The following is an 18799-nucleotide window of genomic DNA, read 5'->3' as shown; positions in this document are numbered from 1 at the left end:
CGCGGCGCACGCCGGCGGGGTCAGCGTTGCGCGCGCTTGACCAGGTTGCGCCCGATGATGAGTCGCTGGATCTCGCTGGTGCCCTCGTACAGGCGGAGCAATCGCACCTCGCGGTAGATGCGCTCGACCGGGACGTCGCGCATGTAGCCGCTGCCGCCGTGGATCTGCACGGCGAGATCGGCGACCTTGCCGACCATCTCGGTGCAGAACAGTTTGGCAGCCGACGGGGCGATGCGCCGGTCGGTGTCGTCGACCCAGGCACGGGCCGCCTCCCGGACCAGTGCGCGCCCGGCCATGACACCGGATTGCTGATCGGCGAGCATCGCCTGGACCAATTGGAACTCGCCGATGGCGGTACCGCCCTGGGTGGCGGTCGCGGCCCACGAGACAGACTCGTCGAGCGCCCGCTGGGCGGTGCCCACCGAGAGTGCGGCGATGTGGACCCGGCCGCGGGCGAGGCTCATCATCGCGGCCTTGTAGCCCACGTCCTCACTGCCGCCGACGAGGGCCGAATCCGGCACGCGGACACCGTCGAAGTGCACGTCGGAGGTCCACGCGCCCTCCTGGCCCATCTTGCGATCCTTGGCTCCGACGCTGAGCCCCGCGGCATCGGCGGGGACGAGGAACACCGCGATGCCGGTGCCGGCGTCGTCGGCCGGCCGGGTTCGCGCGAACACGACGAACAGATCGGCCAGCGGGGCGTTGGTGATGAACCGCTTCTCGCCGGTGATCACCCAGTCATCACCGTCGCGGATGGCTTTCGTGCGCAGTCCGGCCGGGTCGGACCCGGCCCCCGGTTCCGTCAGCGCGAACGAGGCGACCACCTCGCCGGACGCGATCTTCTCCAGCCAGGCGGTCTTCTGTTCGTCGGTGCCGAAGTGGACGAGGACCTGGCCGGCGATGCCGTTGTTGGTGCCGAACATCGACCGCAGTGCCAGGGACGTGTAGCCCAGCTCCATCGCGAGTTCGACGTCCTGGGTGAGATCGAGGCCGAGGCCGCCCCATTCCTGTGGGATGGCGTAGCCGAAAAGGCCCATATCCTTGGCTGTTTGGCGGATGTCGTCGGGGATCGCGTCGGTGTCGAGGATCTCCTGCTCACGGGGGACCACCGCCTCGCGGACGAACGCACGCGTCGCGGCGAGGATGTCGGCGAAATCCTCGGGGCCCACCTGGGAGGTCGTGGCTGGTTGCATCACACCGGTCATGAAACCACTCTGGCGTGTCCGCCTGCGACCGTCCAATACGAAACCGGGATCGATCCGATAGCCGCTGCGTATGAGCTCGGAGGGGTTCGACGGCGCCGGATCTCGATAGATTGAGGTCACTCAACCGTTCCCGGAAGGACGACACCACACATGGCTCCCAGCACCACCGCCGAGTTGCTGCTCGAAGGACGCACCGCCGTCGTGACCGGCGGCGCGCAGGGCATCGGTCTCGAGATCGCCCGGTCGTTCGTCGGCGCAGGCGCCCGGGTCGTCCTCGGTGATCTCAGCCTCGACGCCGCGCAGGCCGCCGTCGACGAACTCGGCGGCAGCGAGGTGGCCCGGGCGGTACGGTGCGACGTCGTCGACGCGGGCGAGGTCGACACACTGCTCGCGGCGGCGGTCGAGGGCTTCGGATCCCTCGACGTCCTGGTGAACAACGCGGGGATCACCCGGGACGCGACGATGCGGACGATGACCGAAGACGACTTCGACCAGGTCATCTCCGTGCATCTCAAGGGCACCTGGAACGGGACTCGCAAGGCGGCGGCGATCATGCGCGAGGCCAAGCGCGGTGCGATCGTGAACATCTCGTCGTTGTCCGGCAAGGTCGGCATGGTGGGACAGACCAACTACTCGGCGGCCAAGGCGGGCATCGTCGGACTGACCAAGGCCGCGGCCAAGGAGATGGCCCATCACGGTGTGCGGGTCAACGCGATCCAGCCCGGCCTGATCCGGTCGGCGATGACCGAGGCGATGCCGCAGAAGGCGTGGGACCAGAAGATGGCGGAGATCCCGATGCGACGCGCCGGTGAGGTCGGTGAGGTCGCGAGCGTGGCCCTGTTCCTCGCCTCGGACATGTCGTCGTACATGACGGGCACCGTCCTCGAGGTCACCGGCGGTCGCTTCATGTGACGGTCCGCGCCCACCGAACCCCGCACGCTTCTCTTCACCCGAAAGGTCACCCATGCGCGACGTCGTCATCTGCGAACCGGTACGCACCCCTATCGGCCGCTACGGCGGAATGTTCACGAGCCTCACCGCCGTCGACCTCGGGGTCGCCGCGCTGACCGGAATGCTCGACCGCACGGGGCTCGACCCGGAGAAGGTCGAGGACGTCATCCTCGGACATTGCAACGGCAACAGCGAGGCGCCGGCGCTCGGTCGTGTGATAGCCCTCGACGCCGGGTTGCCGATCACGGTGGGCGGCATGCACATCGATCGACGATGCGGCTCGGGCCTGCAAGCCGTCATCCAGGCCGCCTACCAGGTGTCCGCGGGCGACAACGACCTCGTCGTCGCGGGCGGGGCCGAATCGATGAGCAATGCGTCGTTCTACTCCGTCGACATGCGGTGGGGTGGGGCCCGCACCGGTATCACGATGCACGACAGCCTCGTTCGTGCTCGCTCGACCGCCGGCGGCAAGAACTATCCGGTGCCCGGCGGGATGATCGAGACGGCCGAGAACCTGCGCAAGGAGTACGAGATCTCCCGCGCGGAGCAGGACGAGCTGGCTGTGGCATCGCACGAACGAGCGGTCCGCGCCCAGAAGGACGGCGTGCTGGCCGAGGAGATCATCCCGGTCACGGTGCCCGGCCGCAAAGGCGATCAGGTCATCGACACCGACGAACATCCGCGCCCCGATGTCTCGGTCGAATCGCTGTCGAAACTGAAGCCGATCATGGGCACGACCGATCCGGACGCGACCGTGACGGCGGGCAACGCCAGTGGCCAGAACGACGCCGCGTCGATGGCGATCGTGACCACACCCGAGGTCGCGGAGAAGCTGGGCCTACGTCCACTGGTGAAGCTGGTGTCCTGGGGTCTGGCGGGGGTACCGCCGCGCACCATGGGGATCGGACCGGTACCCGCGACCGAGAAGGCGCTCGCGAAGGCCGGACTGACACTCGCCGACATCGACGTGATCGAGTTGAACGAGGCCTTCGCGGCGCAAGCGCTGGCGGTGACGCGCGAGTGGGGATTCGGCCGGTTCGGCGCCGGTGGCGACTTCGAGCGCACCAACGTCAACGGTTCGGGTATCTCCCTGGGACACCCCGTCGGCGCGACCGGCGGCCGCATGCTGGCCTCGCTGGCCCGCGAACTGCACCGTCGAGATGCGCGCTACGGGCTGGAGACCATGTGTATCGGCGGCGGCCAGGGACTCGCGGCGGTCTTCGAGCGCGTCGCCTGACACCGAGACTCAGCGGGCCCCACCTGATCCGCACCGGTGGGTTCCGGTGTTCCACCCGTCATCCCGCCGATTCGCGCACGAGGTCGACGAATGCCTGGCCGACGGCCGACAGAGACGGCGGGTGGAAAGCGATCGCGAAGGGACGCACCACATTCGGCTCGATCTCGCGGATGACGACCGGTTCGTCGGCCGACTCCGCGACCGACCGCTCGAGGAGCGTACCGCCGATCCCGGACTCCACCATGGGAAGCCGTTCCTCGCGGATCTCCGACAGCACGGCCAGCGGTGGCCGGACGCCCGCGACTCGGATGGCCTCCTCGAACTCGTCGGCCACCGAGTAGCCGCGCGGCACGAAGACCATCGGGATCGACGGCAGGTTGTTCAGCGGGATCGGGCCATCGGGCACCTCGGTACCGGGTGGGTAGACCAGCACGTGTTCGTGTTCGCCGATCACGATCACCTCGAGATCGTCACCGGCGATGGGCAGGTGGGCGACGGCGAACTCGCAGTGACCGTCCTCGATGGCCGACGCGGCCCTGGTCTCGTCGCGTAATTCGCCGAGCCGCACCGACACTCGCGGATACGTGGCCCGGAACCGGGCGACGAGATCGACGACGGGCCCGACGGCGGTCGCGGCGAAGGCGAGAATGTCCAGGTGGCCGGTGAGTTCGTCCGCCGATGCGGAGAGCAGATCGTCGACGGCGTCCATGTCCCGCACGATCTGCCGTGCGGGACCGACCATCGTGCGCCCGGCCGCCGACAGGACCATCCCCCGACCGATGCGGTGGAACAGCTGAACCCCGAGTTCGCGTTCGAGCGCCCGGAGTGCCTGGGACACAGTGGGTTGGGCGACACCCAGGGCCGATGCCGCACCACCGATGCCCTTGTTCTCGACCACTGCCAGGAAGTATTCGACCTGCCGCAATTCCATGGTGGAACTCACCAATCCCGTGGTTCGGCGGGATCGGGAGCGATCCCGCAGTGGACCTTCGCCGCGGAGATGAAGGCGAGTGCGGCCGGCGAGGGGAGCCCCGATCGCAGGACGAGGCCCCACGGTCGGGTCAGGGGCGGGTCGAGTGCCAGGCGCCGGAGTCCCGCGAGCTGCCGGTCGGCCACGGTGCGCGGGAGAACCGTTGCCCCGGTTCCCTTCTTGACCAGGCTCCACACCGCGGACGGCAACTGGCAGTCGACCACCACGTTCTTGCCGTCGTCGTCGAGGAGCCCGTCGAGAAGCGCCGCGGTGATCGGGTCGCTGTGATCTATGACGAGAGGTAACGAGCGGACCGCCGCGTGCGGCATCGGATCGGGCAGGCTGTCGGCGAGCGTGGCCGGCGCCGCCACGACCAGCTCCTGCTCGGCCATCGGGATGGCCGTGAACGTCGCGTGCTCGGCGGCCGAGTCCATGATTCCGACCTCGGCGTCGCCCGATCGCAACGCCGACAGCACTCCGGCGGGGCTGTCGGCGGAGACGACCCGAACCGACAAGCGCGGGAAACGTTCCCGGAACAGGCGGACGACGTTGACCACCGGATCCACACTGAACGCCGCGTAGGTCACGACGTCGACGCGGCCGGCGCGCAACTCGCGAACCGCATCGACCTTGGCCTTGGCGCGGTCGACGTCGGCCAGGATGCGCCGGGCGGCGACGTCGAGTTTGCGACCGGCCTCGGTGAGTTCGAGACGACGGCCGGTGCGGTCGAACAGGGTGACGCCGAGTCGCTTCTCGAGTGTCCGGATGGCCTGGGACAGCGAGGGTTGTGAGATGTACAGCGACTGGGCGGCCTTCGTGATGCCGCCGTGGTCGACCACGGCGACGAAGTAGGTCACGAGGTGCAGGTCCACCCCGGTCACCTTATCCGGCGCCGGGAGCGGAGCGAGCGGGCCGAGTTGATACGGCGTCCGGGGAGGTCACTTACCCGTCCATCGCGGCGCCCGCTTCTCGGCGAAGGCGATGGCGCCCTCCTTGGCGTCGTCGGAGGCGAACACCGGGCCGAGGAAGTCCCACTGCTTCTTGATCAGTTCGGGATCGGTGTAGCGGATCGCCATCGAGGTGACCTGTTTGGTCGCCCGGACGGCGAGGGGGCCGTTCGCGGCGATGACGGCGGCCAGTTCGCGGGCGCCGGCGAGTGCCTCACCCGGTTCGGTGACCCGGTTGACCAGCCCGAACTGGTGCGCGCGTTCGGCGGTGAGCGGTTCGCCGGTCAAGGCGAGTTCCATCGCGACCTGGTACGGCAGGATCTTCGGCAGGCGGAGCAGCCCACCTGCTGCGGCGGCGAGCCCGCGCTTGACCTCGGGGATACCGAATTTGGAGTTGTTCGCCGCGACGACGAGGTCGGCCGACAACGCGAGTTCGCACCCACCTGCCAGCGCCCAGCCTTCGACGGCGGCGATGAGTGGCTTGGTCGGCGGCGAATCGGCGAGCCCGCCGAATCCGCGGCCTTCCAGCGACACCACTTCGCCGCGCGTGAAGGCCTTCAGGTCCATCCCTGCGCAGAACGTCCCGCCGGCGCCGGTGAGGATGCCGATGGTGAGGTCGTCGCGTGCCTCGAGTTCGTCGATGGCGGCGGCGATGCCCTCGGAGACCTCGCGGTTGACGGCGTTCTTCGCTTCGGGGCGGTTGATCGTGATGACGGCGACGCCGTCGGCGAACTCGGTGAGCACTGCACTCATGGGGACTCCTGGATCGGTGGGTGGAGCGGGATGTCAGGTGTTCTCGGTCATGGAGATCGGTTGCGGCTCAGCCGATGTGGCGCTGTCGGTGAGGAACCAGCGAACCGGGTTCGTGGCAGCCGTGTCGTCGTCGGGAGCACCGGCGGGCATGCGTGCGTCGAGGATCCCGCGTTCCTGCAGGACGACCAGATGGGCGTGTGTCTCCCGCAGTGCCAGGCGGCTGAGCGTGAGCGACAGCTCCTCGAACGGGCGCGACCAGGTCACCGATCGGGTGATCTCCCACGCCGTGCTCTCCGGATGCCGGGCCACCGTCTCGGTGATCTCACCGAGTCGTTCCTCGTGATGCGTGAGCAGCCCCGTCACCCGGTTGCCGAGGCCCCGGAATCGGTACTCGTGGGACGGCAGCGCCTCGTGGTCGCGCATCTTCTCGGTGTTGGCCAGCGAGATCAGGTAGTCGGCGAGGGGGCTGTCGGTCTGCATGGGATTGGTCGAGATGTTCGGACTGATCCGCGGCAGCAGGTGGTCGCCGGTGAAGATGACGCCGGCGGTGTCGTCGGCGAAGCAGAGGTGTCCCGCGGTGTGGCCGGGGGTCCAGATGGCGCGGAGATCCCAGCCGGGGATGTCGAGCGGGGCGTCGCCGGTCAGCTCGCGGTCGACCGTCCGGCCGTCGGGCATGCGGATGAAACCCACCAGGCCCTCGTCGGCGACCTCGGCCGGTGCGCCGAGCAGCCGGAGTTCCGACCGCGCCTGCTCCAGCTGGCTCTCGACCTCGTCGTCGGAGTGGTGACGCAGATACCGGGCGTCGTCGCGATGCATCCACAGCTCGGCGTCGACGTGTTCGAGCAGGCGCGGCACGAGCCCGAAGTGGTCGGGATGGAGGTGGGTCACACCGATCGAGCGCACGTCGGTGAGGTCGTGGCCGGTGGAGCGGATGCCGGCGACGAGGACATCCCATGACTCGTCGGACGGCCAGCCGGCATCGATGAGCGCGAGACCGCCGTCGGGCAGTCCGAGGGCGTAGACGAGGACGTATCGCAGCGGATTGGGACCCATGGGTACCGGGATCGACCACAGCTGCGGCCGGACCTCCTCGACCGGCGGCAGGACCTTGTCGGCCCAGGCCTGCTTCTGCAGTACGCCGGTGACCTCGATCGGGACCATCCAGCCTCCTCCTCGGGTGCGTCGTTCGCGCCGGGCACCGCGACGAGTGGTGCAGTGAACTGCTGTCATCCGATCACGAGACGACTTCGACGCTCAAACTGGGTGCGGCTCAGACACCCTGAGGTAGGACCTATGTGTCGAGTTCGGCGACGCACACGGGTCGGCCGTCGGCCGGGTCGATGGGGCGGCCTTCGGCCGGGTCGCCACCGGCGGCCTCCACGGACCCACCGAGTGCGGCGGTGTCACACGCCGCCGCGACCTCGCCGATGAGACGACCGGCGAGTTCCGGCTGGATGAGCGGGAAGAGGTGGCTCGCACCGGGAATGACGGTGAGCGATCCATTCTGGGCCGCCTCGACGAACCGCTGCTCGTGCATCCGGAACTGGTCATGGCTCCCGTTGACGAACACCGTGCGACCCGGATAGCGGCGGATCTCACCGAGAGCGTCGAATCGCTTGATCCCGGCGACGACGTCGGCGATCGAACCCAGGGCGAGCCCGCCGATCTCCATGTCCGCCGACACCTGCCGCCCCACGGCGAGGCGGGTGGCCACCTGGCTGATGATGGCGGCCTGACGCGGGAGGAACGCTGTCACCGCCCCGAAGGTCTCGAACGGGGCGGCGAGCAGCGGACTCGGTTGCGTGGTCGCGCACATCGGGACCAGGGCCGCGGCAGCCTCCGGGTGGCGTCCGGCGACCGCCATCGCCACATAACCGCCCATCGACATCCCGGCGACGACCGCGGGTCGGCCCAGTCGGCGGATCTCGGTGAGCACCGTGTCCACCGCACCGGACATCGAGAACGTCTCATCGCGTCGCGCACCGTGGCCGGGGAGGTCCGGGGTGGCGACCTCCCGCCCCGGTGCGGCAGAACCGGCGACTGCCTCGGCGACGCGGTGCAGCGTTGCGCCGCTCACTCGTAAGCCGTGGACGAGGACGACTGGTGTGGGCTCGTCCACCGGGGAATCGACGGTGACGGGTGCGGGCGCGGCCATCGCACGCAGTATGCAGGCGAATCGGCCTCCACGCCGCGCGCGTCATCGACTGTTCGTCAGCGGGCTGCTTCGGAGTCCGTTTGTTCGGTGTCTGTTCGTTCGAGATCTGCTTCCGCGGCGGGCGGGGACACCCGCCGCTCGATCCCGATCCGATCCAGGAACCCGGCGTCGTGGGAGACCACCAGGAGCGCACCGGTCCAGGCCTCCAGAGCGTCGACGAGTTGCGTGACGGTGTCGAGGTCGAGGTTGTTCGTCGGTTCGTCGAGGATCAGGAGCCGCGGTGTGGGGTCGCCGAGCAGGGCGTCGGCCAGGGCGACGCGTAGTCGTTCCCCGCCGGACAGTTCGGCGAGTGCGCGATCCGCGCGGGCCCCCCGGAACAGGAACCGCGCGAGGTGCGCCCGCACCTCCTGGGTGGAGATGTCCGGGTGGGTCCGCGCCAGGTGTTCGGCGATCGATCGCGCCGGGTCGGGGAAGGCGATCCGTTGAGGCACCGATGCGTACGGCACGACGACGGATTCGCGCGCGATGACGTCGGCGATCAGCGTGGATTTCCCGGAACCGTTGGGACCTACGAGGGCCACCCGCTCGGGTCCGTCGACGCGCAGACGGTCGTCGACGATGATCTGGGCGCGCGGGGCCACCTCCGGCGTCGGTACGACGATTTGGGCGGTCCGGTCGGCGCGGATGTCCTCGCGCGCCTCGTCGAGACGTGTTGCCGCGGAGGCGACGTCGTCGCGATGGGCGTTGCGGAGCTTGCCCGCCGACACCTGTGCCTCACTCTTCCGATTGTGCGCGACGATCTTCGGTACCCGCTTCTCGCGTTCGGCGGTGGCGCCGGTCCGGGCCCGCCGGTCGAGTTTGATCAACGCCTCGGACATCTCCCGGCGCTGTTTGCGCAAGTCGCCGGCCGCGGTGGCGACCGCGGCCTCGGCGGCTTCCTGCTCGGCGTCGACGATCTCGCGGTACTGCGAGTACGGGCCGCCGAACAGTCGCACGCGACCGTGGTACAGCTCCACCGTTGCGTCGACGCGCTCGAGGAGCTCGAGGTCGTGACTCACCACGACCACCGTGCCCGTGAACGCGGTGATGGCGTCGAAAAGCCGTGCGCGCGAGTCGGTGTCCAGGTTGTTGGTCGGCTCGTCGAGAAGCAGGATCGTCGGATTGGCGAGAAGCCCGGCGACGATCGCCAGCAGGGTGGCCTCGCCGCCGGACATGGCGCCGACCGGGCGGTCGAGGTCGCGCGGCAGGCCCATCTGCTCGAGGAGTCCGATGGCGCGCTCCTCGACGCCCCAGTCGTCCCCGACGGCGTCGAAGTCCGCCGGATCGACCGAACCGTTCTCGATTCGCGCTATGGCGCAGCGGATCTCGTGGATGCCGAGAGCCTGCGCCACGGTGGACGACGGATCGGATTGCGGGTCCTGTGCGACCACGCCGACCTCGGTTGTCGACGCCCCGCCCGCGAGGGTGACACTGCCGGACGCCGGCCGCAGCCGGCCCGCGATCAGGCCGAGGAGCGTCGACTTGCCCGCTCCGTTCGCACCGATGAGAGCGTAGGTCTCGGCGCCGAGAGCGACGTCGAGGTGATCGAAGACGACGGTCCCGTCAGGCCAGGCGAACGAGACGTCGGACAGCACGATGGAAGATGGCATGAGCACTCCTGAAGTGGGTCGGGTACACCGACGAGGGCGTCGATGATGTCCGCCGGCGGTGCCGACGGGCCGGGGCCACTTCAGTTCTTCATCGCGGTGGATCACTCCTGACAGGTCTGCGTGCAGTGGTGACCACCGTAGCGGACGAGTCCGGCGTTGCCAACGGAATTACGGCCGGAGTGTTCTGGTCCGGGGTCACCGCTACGGTTGGGGTATGTCTCACCTCCGAACCTCGGTGTCCAACGGCGTCGGCGAGATCGTCCTGGACCGGCCCAGGGCTCTCAATGCGTTGGACCAGAGCATGATCGACGACATGTACGTCACCCTCGGCGAATGGGGCGACGACGACGCGATCGACACGGTCCTGATCACCTCGGCGAGCGACCGCGCATTCTGCGCGGGCGGCGACATCCGCGCGATCCGCGAGCACGCCATCGACGGCGACGCCGCGGCCATCAGCAGGTACTTCGGCAGCGAGTACCGCCTCGATCAGCTCGTCGCCGACTACCCGAAGCCCTACATCAGCCTGATCGACGGGGCGGCGATGGGCGGCGGGCTGGGGATCAGCGTGCACGGTGAGATCCGGGTGGTCACGGAGAAGGCGATGATCGCTATGCCCGAGACCGCGATCGGCTTCTTCCCCGACATCGGCTCGACCTACTTCCTCCCGCGACTCCCCGAAGGCGTGGGCATGTGGCTCGGCCTCACCGGCGCCCGGATTCGCGGTGTCGACGCGGTGGCCGTCGGCCTGGCAACGCATTTCGTGTCCTCCGCAGACCTGCCGGCGGTCGCCGACAGCATCCGTTCGGGTGCTCCGCTCGCCGACGCGCTCGCCACCTCCGGGACCGAGGACACGAGCGACGTGCCCCTGCGAAAGATCGGTGAGTACTTCGCCGACGACAACGTCAACGCGATCCTCGGGGGTCTGCGCGGTGCGGTCGGCGACGACTGGGCCCAGGAGATGGTGGGCCTCCTCGAGAGCGCCTCACCCACCAGCCTCTGGGTGACCGCGGCGATGATCAGTGCCGGCGCGAAGTCGGGGATCGACGAGTGCTTCGACCGCGAACTGTATGCGGCAGAACAGATCACGCAGACCCATGACTTCCGCGAAGGCGTGCGGGCGGTACTCGTGGACAAGGACCGCAGCCCCGCGTTCGACCCGGCCACCATCGACGACGTCGACCCCGCCCTCGTGGCGCGGATCGTCGGTGCCGCCGCTGGTTGAGTCGGTCGCCCCCGCTGGTCGAGTCGGCTGCCCCGCTGGTCGAGCCATGTCGAGACCACCTGGCGACACCCGTGTCAGGGCGTGAGTCGGAACCACCCCGACAGTGCGACACTGTCTGTCGAATTGCCCTCGGCGTCCGGTTGTTTCGTCGTCGACGACTCGTCGAGGTCGTAGGCGACGTCATCGTTCGGGGCGAGTGGGTTGGCGTCGACCCGCGTCGCCGTCGGGCAGGAGAACGACCCGGCCGCGAGTGTGCCCGACATCCCGCTGACACTGAGCTGGCAGGTGGACGAGTGGTGATAGACGCCGTTGATCGAGACACCGATCTGGGCGTTGATCGGCCTGGTCAACGGCCCGACGGTGGGGCGGGTCGCGCCAACGGGCGGTAACAGGCCGCCGGTCAGTTCACTGATCAGGAACTCGATCTGTGCGCCGCCGGCACCGGCGTCCTTGAACACGAACAGCAGCGAGTCCGGTGGCACGTCGGGCCGTGCGGGTCCCCACCGGTCGAATTCGTAGCAGCTCGAGTCGGCGGCGCGGCTCGGACCCGCCGCGGGCCCGCGGCCGGAGTCCGCCGGGGTCTTCGTGACCGCGACCTTGATGTCGCCGTGGCGGAATTCGAAGTTCTGGCCGCTGCGGTCGACGCTGCCCTGGGGTGGCTTCTCGGCGCAGATCGCGGAGTCGACCGGGCGTGCGGTGGGCGTCGGGGTCGAGGTGGTGGTCGTCGACTGCGGCGGGGTGTCCGAGCCGCAGGCGGCGATGAGTGCCGACACCGCCGCGCCCATCAGCACGGCAGCGCGCACGGGCCGTCCCCGGGAACCCACCGTCCGGTCAGTCCGCAGCCGCGACAAGGGGTTCGAGAGTGAGGTCGGGGTGTTCCTTCTCGATGTACTGCAGGCGCCACTTGTCACTGAAGAGGGCCAGCACCGCGCCGTCGGTGCGCGTGAAGACCTCCACGCCGCGTTGCCGGTTCAGTTCGGCCGCGCTGTCGGCGTCGGTGCGCCGGGCGAGGGTGTAGCCGAGGGGTTCGATGATCGTGTCGACGTTGTACTCGGCCTTCATCCGGGCCGTCACGACCTCGAACTGCATCGGTCCGACCGCGGCGAGCACCGGCGACGCCTCACCGCGGGTCTCGTTGCGCAACACCTGGACCACGCCCTCGCTCTCGAGCTGGTCCATGCCCTTGCGGAACTGCTTGTACTTGTCGGCCGTGGTGGCGCGCAGCGTCGAGAAGTGTTCGGGCGCAAACGACGGGATGGGCGGGAACTGCACCTTGGGACCGTCGTAGAGGGTGTCGCCGGGGGCGAGCGCGGTGGCGTTGACCAGGCCGACCACATCGCCCGGATAGGCGGTGTCGACCGTCGAGCGGTCGCGGCCGAACACGGCCTGGGCGTACTTGGTGGCGAACGGTTTTCCGGTCTGGGCGTGGGTGACGACCATGCCGCGTTCGAACTCACCGGACACGATCCGCATGTAGGCCAGGCGATCCCGATGACTCGAGTCCATCCCGGCCTGCACCTTGAAGACCACCGCGCTGAACGGATCCGTCACCGGCCGGTCGGTGCCGTCGACATCGGCTCGGGGGCCGGGCGGGGGAGCGAGCTCCACCAGGACCTCGAGGAGTTGCCGCACACCGAAGTTGAGCATCGCCGAGGCGAAGATCATCGGCGAGGTCTGTCCGGCGAGGAACAGTTCCTGATCGTGGTCCTGGCCCATCTCGGTGAGGAGTTCGCTCTCCTCGAGTGCCGATGTCCACTCGTCGCCTTCGCGGGCCTGCGCGTCGTCGGCGGACATGATCTCCTCGGGCGCGATCTTGGCGCCGCCTGCGGTGCGGGTGAAGTGCACGTATTCGCCGGTGCGTCGATCGAGGAGACCGCGGAAGTCGCCCGCGATGCCGACGGGGAAGAACAGCGGGGTCGGCGTGAGGCCGATGCGCTCGGTGATCTCGTCGATCAGCTCGAGCGGACTCTGCCCGGGCCGGTCCCACTTGTTGATGACCGTGATCACCGGGATGCCGCGGTGGCGGCACACCTGGAAGAGTTTCAGGGTCTGCGGCTCGAGTCCCTTGGCGGCGTCGATCAGCATCACCGCCGCGTCGACGGCGGTGAGCACCCGATAGGTGTCCTCGGAGAAGTCCGCGTGACCCGGGGTGTCGACGAGGTTGATCACACTCGGGATCTCGGGGTCCGGCTGAGCGGCCGCGGAGTAGTTGAACTGCAGCGCCGTCGAACTCACGGAGATGCCGCGTGCCTTCTCCATCTCCATCCAGTCGGAGACGGTCGACTTGCGGCCCGCCTTGCCGTGGACGGCGCCGGCCTCGCTGATCATCCGCGCGTGCAGCGCCAACGCCTCGGTCATCGTCGATTTACCGGCGTCGGGGTGGGAGATGATGGCAAAGGTACGACGACGCGTCACTTCGCGACTGATCACCTCGGAACTCACGAGGTTCCAGGCTACCGGGCGTGCAGAGGGCGGCCAAACTCGCGGACTGTGTTGGGTTCAGCAATAGGTATCGCAGACCGATACCTATTGCTGAACCGGGTCATCACTCGGCAGTGAGCGCATTGTGGATGCGGGCGGCGACATCGTCGGACCGCTCGGTGAGGTCCGCCCACGTGAAATTGAGGACGGTCCAACCCGCGGCGAGTAGGTCGTTGCGTCGCTTGCGGTCGTACTGGAATGCGTCGGCGTCCCGGTGGTGGGCAAAGCCGTCGATCTCGACGATGAGGTGCCGGCCCGGGAAGGCGAAGTCCGCGGTGTAACCGTCGGTCGGATGATTTGCGATCCAGCCACCGATCGCGGCCTCCTCGAGAAGGCTCACCGCTACTCGCTCGGCCTCGGACCGCGCGCCGGAGCCGAGGGCGTCGAGGACGCGGCGGAAGCCGGGTGCGTCCGATGAGCCGGTCCGGCGAGCGGTCGCGTCTCGCAGCTGACGCATCGAGACCCGTCGTCGCAGAAGTGCGTTGTCGACGACGGAGATGCTGTCCTCGAGTGAAGCCTCGAGAACTGCCAGTGGGAGTGCGGTCACCCGTAGGCCCGACCTCACCAGCACGTCCGCGTCGTCGAGGCGTCGGTACCGGAGATGGACGCCCCGCAGGTCATGGCGGTGGTGGCCGCGTGGTACCGAGATCGTGACCGTCCTGGGCGGAGCGTCGGCGAGTCCTTGCCACCAGACAGAGGCGACGCCGGACAGCACCGCGTGGGGTCCGGCCCTCAGTACGGCTAGGCGGACCCTGGTGCGTGCGGTGACCGGATGATCGGCAAGGGTGTAGACCCCGCGAGCCTCTCGCGACCAGGCGCCGGCGGCGACCCGCCGAGCGACTGCGGTGCGATCGAGGCCAGAGGCGCGAGCGTCGGCAGCGGTGACGACGCCGTCGTGCGCGAGAGCGATTCGGCGGAGTTCGGCTGGTGATTGCATACGGAATCAGACGGTCCGCACCGGCGTCCGGTTCCCATCACGACGTCGTTCAGCAATAGGTATCGGTCACCGATACCTATTGCTGAACGGGAGCTTGCTGGGGGGGTCCTACTCGAACGGCACCGGCGGCATGGTGACGACCTGCGCGGCGTAGGAGAGTCCGGCGCCGAAGCCGAGGAGAAGCGCGGTCTGCCCGGGCTGCGCCTTGCCGGTGGACAGCAGGTCCTCCATGGCGAGGGGGATCGAGGCGGCGCTGGTGTTGCCGGTGTACTCGATGTCCTTGGCCACCACGGCGTCGTCGCGCAGTTTGAGGTTCTTCGCGAGCAGTTCGTTGATGCGGGCGTTCGCCTGGTGGGGGACGAACACGTCGAGGTCCTCGGAGCCGAGCTTCGCTGCCTCGAGGGCGCGGTGGGCGACCTTGCCCATCTCGAACGCGGCCCAGCGGAACACCGCGGTGCCCTCCATCCGCAGGTACGGGCGCTGGGTGCGGTCGCTGTCGAGGAAGGTGACCCAGTCGAAGTCCTGGCGGATGGCGTTGAACTGGGAGCCGTCGGAGCCCCAGATCACCGGGCCGAGCTGCTGCTGTTCGGTGGGTCCGACGACGACCGCGCCCGCGCCGTCGCCGAAGATGAAGCAGTTGGTGCGGTCGGTCATGTCCATGGTCACCGAGAGCTGTTCGGCTCCGATGACCAGCACGTGCGTGGCACTTCCGCCGCGGATCATGTCGGAGGCGAGGGCCATTCCGTAGCCGAAGCCGGCACAGCCGACGGTCACGTCGAAGGCGGGGACGCCGTTGCAGCCGAGTTCGGTGGCGACCTTGGTCGCGCCGGCCGGGGTCAGCAGCAGGTGGGTGTTGGTGGCGAGGATGACGGCATCGATGTCGGAACCCTGCAGCAACGCGTTGGCGATCGCCTTGCGCCCGGCGTTGACCGACATCTCCATGACGCTCTCGTCGCGACGCGCGAACCGGCGGGTCTTGATCCCCGTTCGGGTGTAGATCCACTCGTCGGAGGAGTCGATGTGCTGACAGATCTCCTCGTTGGTGACGACGCGTTCGGGGCGGTACGCGCCGATGCCGAGCATGCCGATGTTGTTGATGCCAGTGGTGTCTGCGATGACCGCCATGGTGAACCCTTCCCGAAAACGTGCCCGGCGAATATGTGACCCGACATACGACGGTACTCACACGGTCTCTTACTGGGAAGTAGCGGGACCCCGCCCGTATTCGTTACGGACTTGCGAAATGCGGACCGAATTCGTCCTCGATGCGGGGGAACCTGGTCGGTAGGTCGATCGACCACGGTCGGGGCGTCGGAAAGTCGCCCCGAGGTCCGACGATCAGCACACGACGACGTGCGTGCACCGCACAGCGCGCCCGTCGACACACCGTTCAGGCATCGAGAAGGGGAGTCCGCATGATCCACGCACGCGGGTTGGTCCAGGTGTTCCACACCGGGAAAGGAAAGAAGAAGCGCGAGGTGAGGGCCGTCGACGGTGTCGACCTCGACATCGCGGAAGGAGAGGTGGTCGGGTTCCTCGGTCCCAACGGCGCGGGCAAGACCACGACGCTGCGAATGCTGACGACCCTGCTGCGGCCGACCGCGGGAACCGCGACGGTCAACGGTTTCGACGTGGTCGCCGACCCGGTCTCGGTCCGGCGCAGCATCGGCTATGTCTCGCAGGCCGGCGGCACCTTCAGTCAGGCGCAGGCCGGCGACGAGATCGTCGATCACGGCATGCTCTACGGGCTGTCCCGTGCCGAGGCGACCCGCCGCGGTCACGACCTGTTCTCCCAGCTCCAGCTCGACGGTCTGTGGGAGCGGCAGCCCAAGAACATGTCCGGCGGCCAGAAGCGCCGGCTCGATATCGTCATGGGATTGGTCCACGAACCGTCCCTGGTCTTCCTCGACGAGCCCACGACCGGTCTCGACCCGCAGGCGCGCGCGAACCTGTGGGACCACATCCGGCGCCTTCGCACCGAGCGTGGCGCAACGGTCTTCCTCACGACCCACTACCTCGACGAGGCAGACGAGCTGTCCGACCGGATCATCATCATCGACAACGGCCGCATCGTCGCAGCGGACACCGCCGACAACCTGAAGGCACAGGTCTCCGGTGATCTGGTGGCACTCGAGGTCGCCGACTCCGCGGCCGTGCCCACGGCTGCCGAGAAACTGGCCGCGGTCACCGGTGGTGGGGGCGAAGGCCGGATCGAGATCGACGGCCGACATGTCCGAAGCCGTGTGCCACGGGCCGGCCGGGCGGTTCCCGGGTTGCTGCGCGACCTCGACGCCGCGGGCATCACCCTGGACTCCATCGAGGTCATCCGGCCGACCCTCGACGACGTGTTCCTCACCCTCACCGGCCGGTCGCTTCGTGACGCCGAAACCGAGCGAGGCGACGACATCGCTTCGCAGACAACCGAAACCGAATCCGACTCGGCCGCCGCTGCGTCGTCCGAACTCGATCAGCAGGGGGCCAACCGATGACCACGTTCCTCCGCGAGAGCACCATCGTGTTCCGCCGACAGATCCGCATGAACCTGCGGAACCCGGCCTGGATTCTCATCGGCGTGATGCAGCCGATCCTCTATCTCGTACTGTTCGGGCCTCTGCTGAAGCCGCTTGTCGCGCAGTTCCCGGGCGGCGCGGACAATCCGTACACGTTCCTGGTGCCCGGTCTGCTCGTGCAGCTGGGCCTGTTCGGTGCGCTGTTCGCCGGCTTCAGCCTGATCGGCGAATGGCGCGAAGGGGTCATTGAGGCCGAACGGGTGACTCCCGCAAGCCGCACGGCCCTGCTCACCGGCCGGCTCATGCGGGACATGCTGCAGCTGCTCGTGCAGGCGCTGATCCTGGTGGTGCTCGGCTACCTGATGGGCATGCGCGGTTCGGTGGTCGGCGTGATCCTCGGCATCATCATCACGATGCTGATCGGTGGCGCGTGCGCCGCGGCGTCGAATGCCCTGGCGCTGACCACCAAGAGCGAGGATGTGATGGCGCCGCTCATCAACATGGTGATGATGCCGGTCCTGTTGCTGTCGGGCATCCTGCTCCCGATGACCCTCGGGCCGTCGTGGCTGCAGAGCCTGAGCGACTTCATGCCGTTCCGGTGGATCGTCGACGCGGTGCGCGACACCTTCTCCGGCGACCTCGCCAGTGCTCAGGTCCTGTGGGGCGTCCTCGCGTCGCTTGTCCTCGCCGGACTCGGAACCCTGTGGGGCACTTCGGTGTTCCGTAAGGAAAACGCCTAGCGCCCGTCGAAACTGGTGATCGCCGGGGCCGGGGGCAGGGTCACGACCGCGCCCGCGTAGCTGAGGCCTGCGCCGAAGCCGAGGAGCAGCGCGGTCTGCCCGCCCCTGGCCTTGCCGGTCGCGAGCATCTCCTCCATGGCGAGGGGGATCGAGGCCGCCGAGGTGTTCCCGGTGTTCTCGATGTCGTTCGCCATCGGCAGGTCGTCGGGGAAGCCGAGGTTCTTCTTCATCAGGTCGTTGATGCGGGCATTGGCCTGGTGGGGCACGAAGACCTCGATGTCCTCGACGCCGACGCCGGAGGTCTCCAGCACGGTGGCGAGGGCCCTGGGCAGGGTGATGGCCGCCCAGCGGAACACCTTGGGTCCCGCCATCGTCACCACCATGCGACCGACCGGGTCGGTCTCGGGGTCTTTGTCCTGATAGGCCTGCGCGCGGTCCATGTACTCGGGGATGTCCCAGTTCTGCCCGATCGCCTCGGCGTTCTCGCCGTCGCTGCCCCAGACGGTCGGGGAGATCCCGTTGTCCTCGCTCGGCCCGACGACGACCGCCCCGGCGCCGTCGCCGAAGATGAACGCGGTGTTGCGGTCGGTGGGGTCCATGACCACCGACATGGTCTCGACGCCGACGAGGAGGACGTACTCGGCGCTGCCGGCACGGATGGTGTCGGCGGCGACCCCGAGTCCGTAGCCGAAGCCGCCGCACCCGGCGGCGACGTCGTAGGCGGGGATCCCGTTCAGCCCGATGTCGGAGGCCACGATCGGCCCGCCGTGCGGGATCTTGGTCTTCCAGCTGTTGGTGGCGAGGATCAGCGCACCGATCTTCTCCTTCGCGATGCCGGAGTTCGCGATGGCCCGCTCGGCGGCCGCGGCGGCCATGGACCGCGCCGACTCGTCGCCGCTGATCCACCGGCGGTTGCGGATGCCGCTGCGCTCGAAGATCCACTCGTCGGAGGAGTCGAGGACCTCGCACACCTCGTCGTTGCTGACCAGGCGTCGCGGACGGTAGGCGCCGATGCCGAGCATCGAGACGTTCTGATGTC

Annotated in this window: 17 protein-coding genes; 5 read left to right on the top strand and 12 right to left on the bottom strand. The window is 68.5% G+C overall.

Translation table 11 applies throughout. The annotated features are described in order from the left end of the window. Positions 1–20: 20 nt before the first annotated feature. Positions 21–1205, bottom strand: coding sequence for an acyl-CoA dehydrogenase family protein (locus MHN80_RS08055; RefSeq protein ID WP_239400757.1), 1185 nt, complete (start codon positions 1203–1205; stop codon positions 21–23). 150 nt (positions 1206–1355) lie between these two features. On the opposite strand from MHN80_RS08055, the gene fabG reads away from it, so the two are divergent. Beyond that, on the top strand, positions 1356–2117 hold the full coding sequence (fabG, locus tag MHN80_RS08050; protein WP_004023362.1) for a 3-oxoacyl-ACP reductase FabG: 762 nt from the start codon (positions 1356–1358) through the stop codon (positions 2115–2117). Between the two features lie 52 nt (positions 2118–2169). Continuing rightward, positions 2170–3393 carry an acetyl-CoA C-acetyltransferase gene (locus MHN80_RS08045; RefSeq protein WP_239400755.1) on the top strand — a complete coding sequence of 408 codons (1224 nt, stop codon included), beginning with the start codon at positions 2170–2172 and terminating at the stop codon, positions 3391–3393. Between the two features lie 58 nt (positions 3394–3451). Here MHN80_RS08045 and MHN80_RS08040 read toward each other — a convergent pair whose 3' ends face one another. The 6 genes from MHN80_RS08040 to MHN80_RS08015 form a co-directional block, all read right to left on the bottom strand. Then, the gene (locus MHN80_RS08040; protein WP_239400825.1) at positions 3452–4324 is read right to left on the bottom strand and encodes a LysR family transcriptional regulator; all 873 of its coding nucleotides are present in this window, start codon (positions 4322–4324) and stop codon (positions 3452–3454) included. Between the two features lie 8 nt (positions 4325–4332). Continuing rightward, positions 4333–5235 carry a LysR family transcriptional regulator gene (locus tag MHN80_RS08035; RefSeq protein ID WP_239400753.1) on the bottom strand — a complete coding sequence of 301 codons (903 nt, stop codon included), beginning with the start codon at positions 5233–5235 and terminating at the stop codon, positions 4333–4335. A 66-nt stretch (positions 5236–5301) separates the two neighbouring features. Next, a complete protein-coding gene (locus MHN80_RS08030) occupies positions 5302–6063 on the bottom strand; it encodes a crotonase/enoyl-CoA hydratase family protein (protein ID WP_004022627.1) in 762 nt (253 codons plus the stop codon). A gap of 33 nt (positions 6064–6096) precedes the next feature. Then, a complete protein-coding gene (locus MHN80_RS08025) occupies positions 6097–7224 on the bottom strand; it encodes an MBL fold metallo-hydrolase (RefSeq protein ID WP_239400751.1) in 1128 nt (375 codons plus the stop codon). 130 nt (positions 7225–7354) lie between these two features. Beyond that, a complete protein-coding gene (locus tag MHN80_RS08020) occupies positions 7355–8218 on the bottom strand; it encodes an alpha/beta fold hydrolase (RefSeq protein WP_239400749.1) in 864 nt (287 codons plus the stop codon). Between the two features lie 56 nt (positions 8219–8274). Further along, positions 8275–9867 (bottom strand): ABC-F family ATP-binding cassette domain-containing protein, encoded by a 1593-nt coding sequence (locus tag MHN80_RS08015; RefSeq protein WP_239400747.1) that lies wholly within the window; start codon positions 9865–9867, stop codon positions 8275–8277. 214 nt (positions 9868–10081) lie between these two features. Here MHN80_RS08015 and MHN80_RS08010 point away from each other — a divergent pair, with 214 nt between their 5' ends. Beyond that, the gene (locus tag MHN80_RS08010; protein WP_064569355.1) at positions 10082–11092 is read left to right on the top strand and encodes an enoyl-CoA hydratase/isomerase family protein; all 1011 of its coding nucleotides are present in this window, start codon (positions 10082–10084) and stop codon (positions 11090–11092) included. A gap of 74 nt (positions 11093–11166) precedes the next feature. On the opposite strand, the gene MHN80_RS08005 is transcribed toward MHN80_RS08010, so the two are convergent. The 4 genes from MHN80_RS08005 to MHN80_RS07990 form a co-directional block, all read right to left on the bottom strand. Beyond that, a complete protein-coding gene (locus MHN80_RS08005; RefSeq protein ID WP_239400823.1) occupies positions 11167–11877 on the bottom strand; it encodes a hypothetical protein in 711 nt (236 codons plus the stop codon). A gap of 46 nt (positions 11878–11923) precedes the next feature. After that, positions 11924–13534 carry a peptide chain release factor 3 gene (locus tag MHN80_RS08000; protein WP_101819224.1) on the bottom strand — a complete coding sequence of 537 codons (1611 nt, stop codon included), beginning with the start codon at positions 13532–13534 and terminating at the stop codon, positions 11924–11926. Positions 13535–13637: 103 nt separating this feature from the next. Then, positions 13638–14510 (bottom strand): type IV toxin-antitoxin system AbiEi family antitoxin domain-containing protein, encoded by an 873-nt coding sequence (locus MHN80_RS07995; RefSeq protein WP_239400745.1) that lies wholly within the window; start codon positions 14508–14510, stop codon positions 13638–13640. Positions 14511–14618: 108 nt separating this feature from the next. Next, positions 14619–15635 (bottom strand): beta-ketoacyl-ACP synthase III, encoded by a 1017-nt coding sequence (locus tag MHN80_RS07990; protein ID WP_004022635.1) that lies wholly within the window; start codon positions 15633–15635, stop codon positions 14619–14621. A 290-nt stretch (positions 15636–15925) separates the two neighbouring features. On the opposite strand from MHN80_RS07990, the gene MHN80_RS07985 reads away from it, so the two are divergent. Both MHN80_RS07985 and MHN80_RS07980 read left to right on the top strand, forming a co-directional pair. Further along, the gene (locus MHN80_RS07985; protein ID WP_239400743.1) at positions 15926–16999 is read left to right on the top strand and encodes an ATP-binding cassette domain-containing protein; all 1074 of its coding nucleotides are present in this window, start codon (positions 15926–15928) and stop codon (positions 16997–16999) included. Continuing rightward, positions 16996–17760, top strand: a complete 765-nt coding sequence (locus MHN80_RS07980; protein WP_239400741.1) for an ABC transporter permease — start codon at positions 16996–16998, stop codon at positions 17758–17760. The genes MHN80_RS07985 and MHN80_RS07980 overlap by 4 nt, the downstream gene beginning before the upstream one ends. Here MHN80_RS07980 and MHN80_RS07975 read toward each other — a convergent pair. Next, complete coding sequence (locus MHN80_RS07975) at positions 17757–18782, bottom strand: beta-ketoacyl-ACP synthase 3 (RefSeq protein ID WP_239400821.1); 1026 nt, start codon at positions 18780–18782, stop codon at positions 17757–17759. The two genes, MHN80_RS07980 and MHN80_RS07975, sit on opposite strands and share 4 nt — an antisense overlap. Positions 18783–18799 lie beyond the last annotated feature (17 nt).

This window comes from Gordonia sp. McavH-238-E, assembly GCF_022348225.1.
In the GTDB taxonomy this organism is placed as follows: Bacteria; Actinomycetota; Actinomycetes; order Mycobacteriales; family Mycobacteriaceae; genus Gordonia; species Gordonia terrae.
The sequence above is the reverse complement of the archived record's forward strand: the minus strand, read 5'-3'. Positions and strand labels throughout refer to the sequence as shown.